This window comes from Streptomyces sp. NPDC002619, from assembly GCF_042889305.1.
In the GTDB taxonomy this organism is placed as follows: Bacteria; Actinomycetota; Actinomycetes; order Streptomycetales; family Streptomycetaceae; genus Streptomyces.
Map to the genome: position 1 here is coordinate 17,864 of NZ_JBIAQV010000031.1, position 16,507 is coordinate 34,370.

Sequence of the window (16,507 nt, forward strand, 5' to 3'; positions counted from 1 at the left end):
TCAACGACGAGCCGTGCTTCGAGGACGGTCCGGCCCGATCGGGTGGATCGTTGTCGCATTCATACGAGATTCGATGGAGCGAGGCCTGCGCCGAGTCTCGCCAATCGCCCCTCTGGCAGCCAGCCCCTCTGCCAGGATGACCAAGAACGTGGGCAGGAGTGATGGGAGACCTGAGTGGACGAGCGGTTAGTGGTCGAGGTCGTCGGCGATCGGTCTGCTGACGAGCTTCGGTCGCTGCGTGACTGGCTGGTTGCCGAGGAGGAGTTGCGCGGCCGGGTGCGGCTGGAGTTGCCTCCGCCGAAGCCGGGAGCGCTGGGCTCAGTCGTCGCGGCACTGACCGTCGCGCTCGGCCCCGGGGGCGTGGCGACGGCTGCCGCGAGCGTGCTGATCTCCTGGCTGCGTCGGCGTACCGGCAACGTCTCAGTCAGGATGATCCGGCCAGACGGGACATCGACGGAGTTCAGCGCCACCAATGTCAGCGGCCTGGACGCGACGGAGGTACAGCGGATCACTGCTGAACTGTCCCGTTCCCTCGACCCCGTCGGCGATCGGGAAACCGGTGACGCGGGCTGACCTGCCCGGCGCGTCCTTGGCGACCGGGCTCGGCTCGCCCGGATCCCGCGCCCTACTCATCGGCACCGGACGTCACCTGCCCGGTTCTCAACTGCCGGACGTGCCCGCGGTGTCGGCCACCATCCAGGAGCTTGGTCGAACCCTGGTCGACAACTGCGGGCTGCGGCCAGAGAACCTTCTCCCGCCGCTGCTCGATCCGAAAGACCCGATCGAGTTCGGCAACGCCGTCGTCGCGGCCGCCAAGCAGGCCGAGGACGTCTTGCTGCTCTACTACGTCGGCCACGGCTTGGTGAGCCCGGGCAACGAGCTCTATCTGGCCACGGCCTCGACCGACGAGCTGGCCGAGGGGCTGGCGTTCAAGGCGTTGCCGTATCAGGCAGTGCGCGACGCCTTCAGCAACTGCCGGGCGCGCTCCATCATCGTCGTGCTGGACTGTTGCTTCGCCGGGCGCGCACACGGCTCCTTCGGTACTGCCGCGACCGATGCGTTCGCGCTGGCCTCGCTCAGCGGCAGCTACGTGCTGGCTTCTGCCTCGCGGGACGAACAGGCGCTGGCGATGCCGGACGAACCGTACACGGCGTTCACTGGAGAGCTGCTGCGCTTCCTGCGCGAGGGTGACCCGGGCGGCCCACCGGGACTCACCATTGAGGGCGCCTACCGGCATCTGCGCCGTGTCCTGCCGCTTCGGCACCTGCCCGCACCGGAGCGGCACCTCAGTGGCCGGGCCGGCGACCTGGTGCTGGCGGCCAACCCGGTCGCCGCACCTCGGCACACGCCGCCGGCAACCCATCCACCGCCAGAGCAACTCGACGAACAGGTCTGCCCGTATCCGGGCCTCGATCCGTTCACCGCCGACGACGCCAGGTTCTTCTTCGGCCGAGCCCAGGTCACCGCCGAGTTGCTCACGAGGCTGGCCGATTGGTCCCAGGACGGTGGTCCGGTCGCGCTGGTGGGGCTGTCCGGCGCCGGGAAGTCCTCGCTGCTGCGCGCGGGCTTGCTGCCCGCCGTCAAGCGCGGCGACCTCCCTCTGCCCGGGGCCGGTACCTGGCCGCAGTTCATCCTTACTCCCGGCGAACATCCGCTCGACAGCCTGGCCGGCCAGCTGGCCGGACCGACCGGGTACTCGAAAGCCGAGCTGACCGCCGAGCTGCGCGCAGACCCGACCCGCTCGGCCGACCTGATTCGTCGCGCGTTGCACCGGCAGAGCGGCGGCCAGGATGTACGGGGCGGCCGGCTGCTGGTCGTGGTGGACCAGTTCGAGGAGGTGTTCACCGCTTGCCAGGATGAGGGCGAACGGCGGCGCTTCATCAGCGCGATCTGCTCAGCCGCGGCGAGCGACGAGGCTGCCGTCAGCGCACCGGCCCTGGTCGTGCTCGGAATCCGAGCGGATTTCTACGCATCCTGTCTGGCGTATCCGGAGTTGGTCGGTGTCCTCAAGCACCGCCAGTTCCCAGTCGAGCCCATGACGCCGGAGCAGCTCCGCGAGGCGATCGAGAAACCCGCTGAAGTGGCCGGGCTGGAGCTGGAAACGGGTCTGGCCGACACGCTGCTGCGTGACCTGCGTGCCGACCGCGAGTTCGCCGGCGGCACCCTCCCGCTGCTGGCCTACGCGCTCTGGCTGACCTGGGGCTGCCGCGAGGGCCTGACCCTGACCCTCGCTGGGTACGGCGCAACCGGCGGGATCTGGGATGCGATCACCCAGCAGGCCGATCTCACCTACGACAGCCTGACCCCGGAGGCCCAACGAGCCGCCAAGCTGATGCTGCTCCGCATGGTCCGGATCAGCGAGAGCACCGAGGACACCCGTCGACGGCTCAATCTCACCGACCTGCTGGCCCAACGCCCGCCGGACGAAGCCGTCGCCGTCGCTGCCGCCCGCGACGCGCTCGCCGGCGCGCGTTTGATCACCCTTGACGGCGACAGCGCCCAGATCGCCCACGAGGCGTTGCTGCGCGCCTGGGACCGACTGCGCGGCTGGATCGACACCAGCCGCGCCGGCCTGCTGGTCCAGCAGAGGCTCCTGGACGCAGCCGAGTCCTGGGAGAGAGACGGACGCGACCCGAGTGGTCTCTATCGCGGAAGCCAACTGGAACTGGTCCGAGACCAGTTCGGCGACATCGGCCGGCATGACGGCCAACTCGGCGGGCTAGCTGCCGAGTTCTTCGCCGCCAGCGTACGAGCCGACCGGCGACGCCGCCGCTTGCGGACGGGAACGGTCGTCACGCTGATCCTTTTGCTGGTGGCGTCGCTGCTGGCGACCGGCTTCGCCGTGAAGGGCCGCAGCGACGCGCAGAGACAACAACGTTCCGCGGTCGCCGAGGCGTTGGTGCGCGACGCGGACTCCGCCCGAGCCAACGATCCGCGACTGGCTCTGCAGCTAGGTATCGCGGCCGACCGGCTGGACCACAGTCCCGCGACAACCGCGAACCTCCTCAGCAGCCTGTTCACGCCCTATGCCAGCACCTTGTCGGGACACACCGCCGCGGTGGTCGGTGCCGCGTTCGCGCCCGGCGGGCGGACGCTGGCCACCGCAAGCCAGGACGGCACCGTCATCTTGTGGGACACCAGAGCCCCCCAGCACGCCCGGATACTCGGTCGGCCGCTGCCGGGCCCCAGCTACGGGGTGTTCACAGTGGCGTTCAGCCCCGATGGGCATATCCTCGCGGCTGGCGGCTCCGACAGGGCCGGGAAGACCGTACAGATGTGGGACGTGAGTTCCCCCGGACAACCGCGTCGTCTGAGTGAGCCGTTGACTGGCCCGGCCAACGTCCACACGGTGGGCTTCGCGCCGGACGGACGCACGCTGGCGGCGGGTGCTGCGGACGGCAAAGTCTGGTTCTGGGACACCAGCGACCCCGAACACGCCCACCCGCTCGGACCGCCCCTGACACATCAGAAAGCGGACGTGTCGTCCATGGCATTCAGGGCCGATGGGCACGTGCTCGTGACCGGCAGCGCCAACGGCACCGCGGTTCTGTGGGACGTAACCGATCGCGCTCACCCCCGCCGCTTGAAGAGCCCGATCAGTCACTCGGGAGGGGTGACCGCGCTCGGCTTCACCCCGGATGGTCGTACGCTCGTCACCGGCGGCGGAGATGGAAAGGCCGACCTCTGGAACGCCAGTGATCCGAGCCACCCCAGCTGGGTGAGCCAAATCTCTGCCGGAGATGCCCCGGTGAAGGCACTGGAAGTATTCCCGCACCAAGTCGACGTTGCACTGGCCGACCATTACTCGACCGTGTGGGACACCTCGGATCCAGTCAACCCCCGCAAGACCGGTAGCACCATCGTCGGGGCGTCGAACTGGACCGGCGCAGTGGCGTTCGCCCCGCATGCCGACCTGCTCGCCACCGGGAGCGCCGACAACACGGTGATCTTGTGGGAGGGCAAGACCGACAACGGGCGCGTTCCTCTCTCCGCCCGCCTCGGAGGCAACGCCGGTGGTGTGCAGGCCATGGCACTTCGCCCGGACGGCCGTGCGGCGGCCACCGGCGGAGGGGACGGCAAGGTGACCCTTTGGGACCTGACCGATCCGAAGCATCCCAGAGGGATCACACCCAAGACCGCGCGCCATGCAAACAGGGTGTTCGGGATGGCGTTCAGCCACGACGGACGCATTCTGGCCAGCAGCAGTCTGGACCACACCGTGATCCTCTGGGACACCAGCGACCTACACCATCTCCGGAAGATCAAACAGTTCACCGCCAACAACGGCGGAGTCGACGGGCTGGCCTTCAGCCCCGCGGGGCATACCCTCGCCACCGTGGGCGGGGATGCCGCGATCACGCTCTGGGACACATCAGACCCGTCCCGTCCCCGGCAGATCGGCCGGCCGCTCACGGGCCACCGCGCAGGTGTAGACGCGGTCGCATTCAGCCCCGACGGACACACCTTGGCCACCGGGAGCTGGGACGGCACGGCCAGACTGTGGAACATCGACGACTTGACCCGGCCGCACCAGCTGGGCAAGCCACTCGCCGGCCACACCAACTGGGTCTCCTCCGTGGCCTTCAGTCCCGACGGTCACACACTGGCAACCGGCAGCCTGGACTCCAGCATCATCCTCTGGGACACCACCGACCCGGCCAAGGCACACCATCTTGGCCCGCCGCTCGTCGAACACAGCAGCTGGGTCCTCGGACTGGCCTTCGGCCCTGACGGCCACACCCTGGTGTCCGGCAGCGCCGACCAGACAGCGATCCTCTGGGACGTCACGGACCCGGTCCACCCCTACGACCTCGGCGTGGTCGGCAGCCACCACACCGACGCGGTCACGTCCGTGGCGATCAGCGCCGACGACAGGACGCTGCTGACCGCCTCCGCGGACGGCACCGTCAACCTGAACAGCCTTGCGGAGCTCAACGATGCGCGCACCCACGCCCTCGACCTCGCCTGCACCCGGGCCGCTCAGGGGCTGAACGCCGAGCAATGGGCCCGCTACGTCCCCGGTCTGAAGTACCAGCGCACCTGCTGACGGTTGCCGGTCCCTCTCTGATGAGCCACCGACCAAAGGGACTGTGGGCTGTCAACCTGCTGATCACGGCCGCCGAACTTGTGGGTGTCGATAATTACGTCCGCGCAGGTCAGCGGCCTTATGACTTTCCGCTGAGCGGATGGGATCTGAACATGTTCAACACGTAACGGCTGCGTGCTTGAACGCGTTCAATTTAACCTCGGTGTAGCGCCCGGTTGAACTGTCCGTCAGTGCGCTGACCTGTGCGGATGATTTATCGGCACCCGCAGTGCTGGCCACTCCCGCACCCGAGCGGACAGGAGCCGTCCAGTGACCGTCGAACTCGACTTCCACCTCGATGACTTCGAGCCCGCCTACGCCGACTCCGAGTACGCGGAGCAACGGATGTGGTCCGGTGACCTGACGGTCCTGGCCGAACACCACACCACCCCGAATGGATCACACCACACTTTCGCGGCCCTCCAACCGGCCGCACCGCGGTGACCTGCCACGACACCGTCCCGGACCCGCTCATGTGCCCATCAACTGATGAACTCGGGGACCTCAGCCGGTTGCGTCACCAAGCTGCGGCGGGGGGAAGGAGCGCGGTGCGAGGCCGAGGGACCCGACAAACCCCGCCACCTCCCCCGCCGTGGCGGTCCACACGCCGAGCGATTTCATCAGCTCGATGAGCTGCTCCAGAGCGCGCAGCCGGGCGGGCCGGGACAGGAAACAGTGATTGGTCAGCGAGAAGCAGCCGCCCTCCTCGGCCATCGCCCGCAATTCCAGCGACCACATCTCCAGCACCTTGGCGGGGCTCTCGATCAGCCCGGACCCGAACACCTCGGGAACATAGGCGTACTGCTCCCAGTCGTCCAAGGCCCAGTGCACCGGAATCTCCACCAGCGAACGGGCACCGGGGCGGTCGTGCTCCGCCAGAACGTACGGCACGTCACTGTCCATCAGGCTGCTGTCGTACGCGAAACCGCGGTCCAGGAGCAGTCCCGGGGTGGCGTAGGTGGTCTCCCACATCGGCGCCCGGTAGCCCGCCGGCCGGACCCCCGTGACTTTCTCCAGCGCCTCCAGCCCGCGATCCAGCATCGCCGCCTCCTGCGCAGGCGACATCCCTCGCACGGCCTCATGCAGGTATCCGTGGTGCGCGATCTCATGACCCGCGTCAGCGATCCGGCGCACCAGATCGGGATAACGCTCCGCGGTGTAGCCGGGCACGAAGAACGTCGCCCGCATCTCCTGCCGCTCCAGCAGCCGCAGGATCCCGGGCACGCCCGTGAGGGGGCCGTACGCCTGGTGCGCCATCACCGACAGGCGACCGGCGTTGGACGGGTCGGCGGTGAGCGCGACGGCCTCCGCGTCCAGGTCGAATCCGAGAACCGCGGCCCCCGGTCGCCCATCGGGCCAAGTAATCCGGTCCGCAGGGCGGGTGACATCGGCACTCCGCGGTTCAGGGACACGAGGCTCCACGCGGACGGAGGCGGCCGCCGTGGCCGGGTTCTCCTCCTGAGGTACGACGGGCGCCGGCGCGGCCACCCGGTCGGCGTCCCGCACGAAGTCCACGGCCCTCGGCTCCTCGCCGGGCCAGAACAGCACGGTGTCCGCCACCGGACCCTCCGCCACCACACGCCCCTTGGCGATGACATAACGAGGCCGCACCTGGCGGCGCAGCACATCGATGCCGTCCGCGGCGGGCAGCACCAGGAAGGAGGCGGGCCGGCCCACCGCCAGTCCATAGCCCTCGCCCAGGCCCAGCACGTCCGCCGCCCGGTCAGTGATCATCCGGTGGCATTCGGTGATCTCGGCAGGAGACGTGAGCTGCGTGGCCAGGGCACCCACCAAGGCGACCTGAACCGGGTTGCCCGTCCCCAGCGGGAACCACGGATCCATGATGTCGTCGCTGCCGAACGCCACATTCACGCCCGCGGCCAGCATCTCCTTCACCCGCGTGAGGCCGCGGCGCTTGGGGTAGGCGTCGAAGCGGCCCTGCAGGTGCAGATTGATCAGCGGATTGCAGACCAGGTGCACGCCGGAGCGCAGCAGCAGCCTTTGCAGCTTGTAGGCGTAGGCGGCGTTGTAGGACCCCATGGCGGTGGTGTGGCTGGCGGTGACCCGCTCCCGCAGGCCCGTGCGCAGCGCCTGCGTCGCCAGCACCTCCACGAAGCGCGACTGCTCGTCATCGATCTCGTCGCAGTGCACATCCACCCGCAGCCCGTGCTCGGCGGCCAGGCCGACGGCGATCTCCAGCGAACGGACGCCGTCCTCACGGGTGTCCTCGTAGTGCGGGATGGCCCCCACCACGTCCGCACCGAGCCGCACCGCCTCCGCCAGCAGCTCCGCCCCGTCCGGGAAGGAGCAGATGCCCTCCTGGGGGAAGGCGACGATCTGCAGGTCGACCACGTCGCGGACCATCTCGCGGACCTCCACCAGCGCCCGCAGTGCCACCATCGAGGGATCGGTGACGTCCACGTGGCTGCGTACGTGGAGAACGCCGTTGGCGACGTACCACCGCAGCACCTGCAGCACCCGACCGACCACGTCGTCGCGGCTGAGCATCGGCTTCCGCTCGGTCCAGCACGCGATGCCCTCCCAGAGCGTGCCGCTCTCGTTCCAGCGGGGCTCGCCCGCCGTCAGCACGGCGTCGAGGTGGACATGGGGTTCGACGTAGGGCGGGCTGATCAGACCTCCCGAGGCGTCCAGCACCCTGGCCCCTTGCGGCGCCGGAATTCGGCCGGCCCTGTCGACGGCGGCGATCCTGCCGCCGGTCACCAGGAGGTCGACCGGATCGGGCCGCCCTGGGAGCCGGCCGTTGCGTACGAGGAGATCCATCAGGCAACCCCCGCTTCGGGGAGCGCCCTCACCGACCGCGCGCCCAGAGCGTAGTAGACAGCACCCGCGGCGACCGCACCGGCCAGCCACGACAGGTCGACCCCGCCCAGCGCCCGCGCGCCGGGACCCTGCAGCACCGCCGGCACGCCGTACGAGAAGATCCATGTCGCGACGAGACCCGCCGCGAAGGCGACCACGGCCGGCCAGCGCACGTCCGGGATGCGGCCGCTACCGGGCGCCTCGAAGAGAGCGTCCACGTCGATGCGGCCCCGGGCGAACCCCCAGTAGTGGATGAGCATGACCGCTGCCCAGGGTGCCACCCAGGTGACCATCCCCGCCAGCCAGGCGTCCAGGGTGTTCGCGAAGTTCTGCTGGTAGATCAGGAACACCGTGAAGACCGCGGCCAGCACACCCACCCCGTAGGTGAGCTTGCGGCGGTCGACCTTCCAGTCCAGGGTCTGGGCACACAGGCCGCAGGAGTACATGTTGAGGATGTTGGTCGCCACCGGTCCGTGGAGGACCAGCAGGATCAGCGGCACGGCGAGCGCGCCGAAGGCGCCCACCACCAGTTCCCCGGGGTCGGTCTTCTGGCTCACCGTGGCCAGGGTCGCACCCAGCACGCCGAGCCATACGACCGGGATGAACTGGCCCAGCACGGACGCCCAGAACAGCTTTTTGGACGATGTCGTACGCGGGACGAAGCGGGAGTAGTCCGAGGCGTAGGCGAACCAGGTGACGCCCCAGCCCACACCGATAGCCGTCATCACGGTGCTCATCGCCGACAGTCGTGCGCTGCCCGTGAGGTGCGAACCGGCCCAGTTCCAGTGCACGCCGGTCTTGGTCCAGGCGATCACGGACATGGCAAGGACGACGACCAGGGTGACCGGCACCGTCCAGCGCTCGAACGCGGCGATCATCCGGAACCCGAACGCCGCGATGACGACCTGCGCCGCCATCACCACCAAAGCCACGACGATCTTCAGTCCGGTCCCGCCGGAGAAGCCCAGCTTGGCGCAGAGCGCGACCACCAGATCGAGGATGATCCAGGTGTTGATCGCACACCATCCGACGGCGATCAGACCCTGGATCGCCGCCGGCAGGTACGCCCCCCGCCGGCCGAACGCGGCACGGGAGAGCACCATCTGGCTCACACCTGTCCGCTGCCCCATGAGCACGAAGAACCCGAAGACGGCCATGCCGATGGCGTTGCCCAGGACAAGGACCAGGATCGTGTCCGCGAGGCTCAGGCCCAGCCCGATACCGAGGGCGCCCAGCACCCAGTTGATCGGGGCCAGATTGGCACCTGCCCAGATCCAGAACTGATGGGCGACCGTCGAGGTCCGCGCCTCGTCCGGCACGGGGAGCAACTGGTGCTCGACGGACTCTGCAGCGTCGACCGCCTGCGGAGAGGCGGTCCCGATTGGTGTGTTCATGTGTCCTCGGCCTGAATGAGTGCTGGGGGCATGTTTCGAAGGCCCGCCGTCCCAGGCCTGCCATGGGGGCCTGTCATGCGTTTCCTTTTGTGGTGCGAGTGTGGTGCGAGCCGACACGCGACCGGGTGAGGGGATGAGCCGGCGGCCCCGCTCAACCAGGGTCCGCTTCCGCCGACGGATCGGTTCAACGGTTCCGGCCGGATCGACGCCGACGGCACTTGAGCCGGGCAGACGTGTTGAGCGGTGCTTGCTCCTGACCGACCACCTTGTCAAGCCGGGGCGCGGAACCCTCTTGACGGACAAGATCAGACGACGAGAAGACATGAGGTGGTATGTCCGTTGGAGTCTCACGCGTCGGTCGCGCCAGCCTGTCGCCTGACCGAAATTATTTACCCGATGTTTCTTCCATGTGACGCGTCGGTCGCGTTGCAGTTACACGTGGTCTCGGTGGGCGGCGAAGAAGAAGCCGGGGGTGCTTGAGTACTGCCACCCTCGGCCGTGAGGCACGTCCTCACAGGGCCTTCAGCGCCAGCCACAGCGTGGCCAGATCACCGGTGTCGGCGACCTGCTTCCCGGTGAGCTGCTCGACACGCCGGACGCGGTACCTCACGGTCTGCCGGTGGACGTGCAGGGCCTCGGCGGTTCGCTGCCAGGACCTGCCGTTGTCGAGGAATCCCCGCAGCGTGGTGAGGAGCTCGCCGGCCTGCTCGGCCGGCAGTTCGAGGACCGGGCGCAGGACGCGATCGACGAGTGCCCGCGCCTCGGCGGGACTGCGGGGGCCGAGCAGCGGATTGGTGTCGCCGTACCCCAGCAGTGGAACACCCTGCTCCGTTGCCTGGTCGAGTGCCCAGGTGGCCTCCCGCGCGGCGTCGATGACGCGGTCGGGGCGGACGATCGGCTCGCTCATGCCTGCCCGGCCGCCCTCTCCCAGAGCCCGAACGAGCACCTCCACGGCGGCATGGTCGGGCAGGACGGTGAGGGCCGCGTCGCCACGGTGCACGGTGACGTGGCGGATGGAGGAGCGCCACAGTGTGAGATACGCGGAGGCGAGCAGGTCGGGCTGGGCGTCGTTGCGTGCCGCTACACATACCGCTTGGGGTAGTTCCAGGCCGAAGTCCTGGAGCTGGCGCTGGGCCGCGGCCGGTGCCAGCTGTGCGTCGAGGATCTGGAACAGGAGTTCTGAGCCTCTCCTGCGGTCGTGCTCGATCGTCAAACGGGCCTGGGACAGCGCGAGGGCACAAACGGTGGCGGCGTGCTGCAGCAGGAGCGCGTCCAGCTGCTCGGCCGGCTCGGGCAGTGCGACGAGGACCGCGTCCGGATGCGTGGGCACGTCGACCAGGAGTACGCGGCGGTCCCTGCCGAGATGGACCGCAATGACGCCCGCGTGCAGCTGTCCGTCCCTCGCGGTCACGGCGGTGCGGATCTTGGCGGGGAGCGGGGTGACGTCGGGGTACCAGTCGTCGCCGGTGGCCCGGTCGCACACGCGCACCGTGCAGCCGAGTTCGCGGGACAGGGCGCGGGTGAGCGTGCTGAGCCCGGAGCTGTGCGCGGAGATCAGCTGCAGGGCGTGGTAGATCCGTTCCGTCCGGATCAGCCGCTGGGACTGTTCCAGCAAGGTGGCCTCGGCGACCGCGCGGGAGATCGCGACGAACGGCATCGGGTACGAGATCCACAGCACCGGGAGACCGAGTTCTTCGCTCGTCCGCGCAAGCCGTTTGGTCAGCGGCGGGGCGTACATCTGCTCGCCGATGGCCAGGGCCGCGGCGCCGTGCGCCGCCAGCTGCCGGATGAGCTCTTCCTGACCGGCGGCACTGCGGGGAATCGGCATGCCGTTGGTCATCAAGAGCTCGCCGCCGGCCACCCAGCGCCAGGGCTCGGGCAGGTCGGTGGTGTGCGTCCACGAGATGGGCCGGTCCAGCGCGCCGGCCCCGGAGTGCAGGCTCAGACGCAGGTGCGTCATCTCCAGCAGCTCGCCCACGGTGATCGGCATGCCGCCACCGTACGACGGCTGTGAGCATCTGCATACCGGCGTTGTGCGAATGGACAAACCGAGGCGGGAACTTTGAGCGCCAGGTGTCTGGAGCGCGCGGCCGGCACAGGCGTAGACCGGCAGCGGGCACCTCCGCACGGCGCCATCGACAGCCTAGGAATCTTCCATGACTGCCTCATCGCACCTCATCGACGACGCGCCCCTGACGCGCTTCCACAAGAAACTGACCGCCTATTCCTCGGGCGGGCCCTTCATCGACGGCTACGCGCTCGCGATCATCGGTGTCGCCTTCACGACGCTCAGCCCGGCCCTCGGCATGACCGCCGGCGACGAGGGCCTGGTCGCGGCTGCCAGCCTGGTCGGCATCTTCTTCGGCGGAGCGGTCTTCGGTTACGTCACCGACAGGATCGGCCGGCACGTCATGTACATCGCCGATCTCGCGGCGCTTGCCCTGTTCTCCGTCCTGTCCGCCTTCGCGAGCGAGGTGTGGCAGCTCGTCCTCCTGCGCTTCCTGCTCGGTGCGGCGATCGGTGCGGACTACCCGATCGCCACGTCCATGCTGACGGAGTATCTCCCACGGCGTCACCGGGGCCGGATGCTCGGGGCCACGTTCGTGGTCTGGGCGCTGGGTGCCGCCGCGGCGTACGTCGTGGGCGCGAGCCTGGAGGGGCTCGGCGGGAACGCCTGGCGGTTCATGCTCGCCAGCCCGGCCCTGTTCGCCGTGGTGACGCTCTTCCTGCGCCTCGGGACTCCGGAGTCGCCACGCTGGCTGCTGAGCAAGGGGCGCGTGGAGCAGGCGGACAGGTCGATCAAGAAGGTCTTCGGCTCCCAGTACGGGGTGGCGGACCTGACGCCGGAACCGGCACTCCCCGAGGCGGGCTTCGCCACGGTGTTCCGCACGCCGTATCTCAAGCGCACCCTGTTCGTGGGCATCTTCTGGACGGCCCAGGTCATTCCGCTGTTCGCGCTCTACTCCTTCGCCCCCGACCTGCTGGCGGGCATGGGCATCACCGGCAACACCGCCGAGATCTTCCTCGCCGTGCTGTTCGTCATCGGCGGCGTTCCCGGGCTGTGGCTGGTGGAGCGGCTGGGCCGCCGGACGCTGCTGCTGTGGTCCTTCGCCGTCATCGCCGTCGCCCTGGCCATTCCCGGCCTGGTCCCGGGACTGCCGAACTGGGTGTCCTTCCTCGCGGTCTGCGTCTTCGCGCTCGCCTCCGGCGGCTCCAGCTTCCTGGAGGTCGTCTATCCCAACGAGCTGTTCCCCACCGAGATCCGCGGCACTGCCGTCGGCGTGGGGACCGCCACGTCGCGTATCGGGGCGGCGGCCGGCACCTATCTGATGCCGTTCGCCCTGGCCAAGGGCCAGAGCCTGGCCCTGCTCGTGGGCGCGGTCGTCTCGGTGGCCGGATTGCTGGCCACGCTGGCCTGGGCCGCCGAGACGAAGGGCCGCTCGCTCGGCGAGACGGCCGCGTACCCGGAGAGCCCGGCCGGCGACGCCGCCCCGTCCTCCACCGCCACCGCCACGCACTGACTGGAGAGCTTGATGCACGACGACAACCGGCCCGCGCCGATCGGCGCCCTGAACGGCACCGAGGTCCCGCGCTTCGCCGGCCTGGGCACCTTCGCCCGCATCCCCGACATCGGCTCGGTCGGCGACTACGACATCGCCATCATCGGCGTACCCTTCGACGGAGGCACCTCCTACCGGCCCGGCGCCCGCTTCGGCCCCATGGGCGTACGCCAGGCATCACGGCACCTGCGCCCGAAATTCCATGTCGACCTCGACACCGCGCCGCTGGAGGCGGTCCAGGTCGTCGACGCGGGGGATGTTCCCTGTACACCGTTCAGCATCGATGAAGCCGTCACTCAGATCGAGGCCTACGCGCGCGACGTCGCGGGGCAGTCCGGCCGGCGGTTGCTGAGCATCGGCGGTGACCACACCATCGCACTGCCCCTGCTGCGCGCGGCCAAGGCCCAGCACGGCCCGGTCGCGCTGGTCCACTTCGACGCGCACCTGGACACCTGGGACACCTACTTCAACGCTCCCATCACGCATGGGACGGTCTTCCGCCGGGCCTTCGAGGAAGGACTGCTCGCCGAGGAGAAGTCCATCCACCTCGGCATCCGGGGGCCCATCTACGACCGGATGGACCTGGTGAACGACAAGGCGTTCGGCTTCCGGGCGATCCGCGCGGGGGACCTCGACGTGATCGGCATCGACGGAGCGGTCGACGCCGTACGCCGGCGCGTGGGCGAGACACCGGTCTACATCTCCGTCGACATCGACGTCCTCGACCCCGCGTTCGCACCAGGCACCGGAACACCGGAAATGGGCGGCCTGAACAGCCGCGAACTGCTACGCCTCCTCCGCAGCCTCGACGGACTGAACATCATCGGCGCTGACGTGGTCGAAGTCGCCCCGGCCTACGACCACGCGGAGATCACCTGCGTCGCGGCCGCGACCGTGGCCTTTGACCTCGTCACTCTCATGACGAAGAACCACAAAAGCGGCTGAACGATGGCGAGGGCGGGCCGGCTCGCATGGCGGCGAGCCGGTTCCCGCCCAATGCGTACGAGCGGACCGTCAGTTGGCGCCGACGACCTTGAAGTCCTTGTTGACGAAGATGTGGTGGGGCCAGTTGACGCCGATGTAGTGGACCTCGTACTCGCCGCTGCTCAACCGCACCACACGGTCGACGACGCCTCCGGGGTAGGCGGCCAGCGCGGCTTCCGTCGCCTTGTTCGCCGTCGCTCCGCTGACGATCGTCCCCGAGCCCTCGGTGTAGTTCGCCGGGACCTGGCCGATCTGCTTCGCCTTGCTCGGCGTACCACGCTCGAAGGGGACCACCTCTGCCGCGGTGGAACTCGTGGCACCGCCGGCCGGTTGCACCACGACCTGCGTGGCCGTGATGGTCGTTCCGTTGACCGTGCCAAGTACGAGCACCGGTACGCCCGTTGTCACGTCACTCGCCGAGGCCGAGCCCGTCCCCTTCTGGAACGTCGTGGAGGACGACTCGTTGATGGTCACCTTCTGACCCGCCGAGGTCGACAGTGTGAAGCCCGACGTGGACACGCTGGTGACTGTGCCAGTGGATCCGCCTGCGGCCGGGCCGGATCGCGCGTTGGATCCGCCGCCGGCGGCTCCGGAACGGCCGGGGAAGCCGCTGGGGGGCGCGCTCTGCCCCGCTGTCGCGGAGGGGGACGTGGCTGTCGCCGTGGAGGAGCAGCCGGCGAGCCCGAGCACCGCACACAGCAGCGCCGCGGCCGCGATCGATGCCCTCTTCTTGTGCGCCCGAGAACTTCGGACCTTTGACGGGCGTGCCCGGCGGGCAGCGGTCACGGAGGCCGACTGGTCCGGGTATGTCTCTGGCTGCGAAGGCGGCACATCGCCGGCGGCCGAACTCGCGGCAGCCGACGGCCCTGACGTCGCCGCCAGAACGGGGCGAGCGGAAAGGGCCTTGCGCGGGCTTGTCGAGTCCTGATCATTCATGATGGCGCTCCATTTACTCAGGCATTCCACGCAAGTGTGTCCATCGCCCATGTGAGCACCCTGTGGCGCCGGCCTTAGCTTGCTGTGCGAGCGCGGTGGAACGGTGTCGGGTCTTGTCGGGATGTGGCCGCAAGCCCCCACACTCGGCCTGCCGCTGGCCGATCGCCTGACGCTGCGCGATCTTGGTGGCTAATCCCAATTCACCTGCGGTGAGCCGGAGTTGATCGCGGTCTGTGTCGCCGGCCAGATAGTCGTCGGCCCGGAGCAGATCGTCGCCGTGGTCTTGGTGGTCGTGCATGATCGCTGTCCCTTCGAGCGGGCGTTGATGGGGGAGGGGCCGGCGGATGCCGTCGCTGCCATCGCAGGAGCGAACCGTCGGCCCCGAATAGAGACGGACGCTCTGTCGGTGATTACTGAATGTGCGATCCAGAACCACATTGGCAACGACCCGAAGCTCACCTCCGTTCGGCCGATACGTGGGCCCGTACGGGGCCGCTCGCCACATCTCTGGGGTGAGCGGGCACGAGCTGCCGTAGGTGGAGAACCGACACTTCTCCACCGTGTTGCTGAACGAGGCCATCGCCGACCTGGTCAACCCTCATGGCCGGTTGGACATCTCGCAGGCGTGCGGCGACGAAACTCCGGTGGCCGCGGACGGCACACAATGCGTCCTTGCGAGATTCAGCTGATGGGCGCTGGGGATGCTCGCCGGGTCCCTGCCCTGCGACTCTGCTGCTCAATTGGACTGCTGACTCACCGAGTTTGAGTGACCTGCTCCACGCCGAGGCCAACCGCGTTGTTAGCGTTACCCCTTGAGCGAGGGGGCGGAGACCATAAATGAGATCGACTACGTTTCGCATCGGCGGGGACCTGAGCGTACGGAGGCTCGGATTCGGAGCCATGCGCCTGCCGACCGAGCCGGGCCCTGCCCGCGAGACCTCCCTCCAGGTCGCCCGGCGGGCCGTCGAGCTGGGTACCACTCTGATCGACACCGCTCACATGTACGGCTGGGGAGCCAACGAGGAACTCCTCGCCGAGGCCCTGTACCCCTACGCGGACGGGCTGCTCATCACTACCAAGGTCGGCATCGCGCGATCGGTTCTCTCAGACGAGTGGAGGCTCGACGGGCGGCCGGATGCCCTCCGCGGTCAGGTCGAACACGCCCTCCGTCGGCTTCGTGTCGAGCGGATCGAGCTGCTTCAGCTGCACCGCATCGATCCTGAGGTGCCCCTCGCCGGCCAGCTCGGGGCACTGTGGGAGCTCCAGACAGAGGGCAAGGTCGGCCAGATTGGGCTGTCTGAGGTCACCGTCGCCGAACTCGACCAGGCGCGGGAGATCATCGACGTCGCGAGCGTACAGAACCGCTACAGCCTGCTCGACCGTGAGCACGAGCCCGTGCTCGCGGCCTGCGAGGCGGCGGGGATCGCGTTCCTGCCATGGCGGCCGGTCGCCGGAGCGGCGTCAGGCGCGACGGCTGAGATCGCCGCCGTAGCGGCCGAACTTGACGCCACCCCTGCGCAGGTCTCGCTCGCGTGGCTCCTCGATCATTCGCCCGTCATCCTCCCGATCCCGGGCACAGCCCGGATCGACCACCTGGAGGAGAACCTCGCCGCGGCAGACCTCCACCTGACATCGGCTCACCTGGACCACCTCGACCGGCTGGCTGAACCGGCATAGGCCGGGCAAGATCGTCGCCCAGCACGCGCGCTGCTGGGGCCGCCACCAGA

The 16,507-nt window shown here is 68.9% G+C and carries 10 protein-coding genes; 6 read left to right on the top strand and 4 right to left on the bottom strand.

Annotation, left to right across the window (positions count from 1 at the left end; genetic code table 11):
- The first annotated feature begins 174 nt into the window (after nucleotides 1-174).
- The 3 genes from ACFYXB_RS33385 (at nucleotide 175) to ACFYXB_RS33395 (ending at nucleotide 5,530) form a co-directional block, all read left to right on the top strand.
- The gene (locus tag ACFYXB_RS33385; RefSeq protein WP_389588723.1) at nucleotides 175-573 is read left to right on the top strand and encodes a hypothetical protein; all 399 of its coding nucleotides are present in this window, start codon (nucleotides 175-177) and stop codon (nucleotides 571-573) included.
- On the top strand, nucleotides 560-5,047 hold the full coding sequence (locus ACFYXB_RS33390) for a caspase family protein (protein WP_389588725.1): 4,488 nt from the start codon (nucleotides 560-562) through the stop codon (nucleotides 5,045-5,047). The genes ACFYXB_RS33385 and ACFYXB_RS33390 overlap by 14 nt, the downstream gene beginning before the upstream one ends.
- Nucleotides 5,048-5,356: 309 nt before the next feature.
- Entirely contained in the window at nucleotides 5,357-5,530 is a 174-nt protein-coding gene (locus tag ACFYXB_RS33395; RefSeq protein WP_389588727.1) for a hypothetical protein, read from the top strand.
- A 60-nt stretch (nucleotides 5,531-5,590) separates the two neighbouring features.
- Here the strand turns inward: ACFYXB_RS33395 and codA are convergent, their stop codons facing one another.
- From codA to ACFYXB_RS33410, 3 genes are all read right to left on the bottom strand, one after another.
- Nucleotides 5,591-7,867, bottom strand: a complete 2,277-nt coding sequence (gene codA, locus ACFYXB_RS33400) for a cytosine deaminase (RefSeq protein WP_389588729.1) — start codon at nucleotides 7,865-7,867, stop codon at nucleotides 5,591-5,593.
- Nucleotides 7,867-9,300, bottom strand: coding sequence for a purine-cytosine permease family protein (locus ACFYXB_RS33405; protein ID WP_389588731.1), 1,434 nt, complete (start codon nucleotides 9,298-9,300; stop codon nucleotides 7,867-7,869). Before ACFYXB_RS33405 ends, codA begins: the two co-directional genes overlap by 1 nt.
- Nucleotides 9,301-9,811: 511 nt before the next feature.
- Complete coding sequence (locus ACFYXB_RS33410; RefSeq protein ID WP_389588733.1) at nucleotides 9,812-11,290, bottom strand: PucR family transcriptional regulator; 1,479 nt, start codon at nucleotides 11,288-11,290, stop codon at nucleotides 9,812-9,814.
- Nucleotides 11,291-11,456: 166 nt separating this feature from the next.
- On the opposite strand from ACFYXB_RS33410, the gene ACFYXB_RS33415 reads away from it, so the two are divergent.
- A complete protein-coding gene (locus ACFYXB_RS33415; RefSeq protein WP_389588735.1) occupies nucleotides 11,457-12,821 on the top strand; it encodes an MFS transporter in 1,365 nt (454 codons plus the stop codon).
- Nucleotides 12,822-12,833: 12 nt separating this feature from the next.
- Nucleotides 12,834-13,805, top strand: a complete 972-nt coding sequence (gene speB / locus ACFYXB_RS33420; protein ID WP_389588738.1) for an agmatinase — start codon at nucleotides 12,834-12,836, stop codon at nucleotides 13,803-13,805.
- Nucleotides 13,806-13,874: 69 nt separating this feature from the next.
- On the opposite strand, the gene ACFYXB_RS33425 is transcribed toward speB, so the two are convergent.
- Nucleotides 13,875-14,363 (bottom strand): hypothetical protein, encoded by a 489-nt coding sequence (locus ACFYXB_RS33425; protein ID WP_389588741.1) that lies wholly within the window; start codon nucleotides 14,361-14,363, stop codon nucleotides 13,875-13,877.
- A gap of 1,254 nt (nucleotides 14,364-15,617) precedes the next feature.
- Between ACFYXB_RS33425 and ACFYXB_RS33430 the strand changes: the two genes are divergently transcribed.
- Nucleotides 15,618-16,457 carry an aldo/keto reductase gene (locus ACFYXB_RS33430; RefSeq protein ID WP_389588743.1) on the top strand — a complete coding sequence of 280 codons (840 nt, stop codon included), beginning with the start codon at nucleotides 15,618-15,620 and terminating at the stop codon, nucleotides 16,455-16,457.
- The last annotated feature ends 50 nt before the right edge of the window (nucleotides 16,458-16,507 follow it).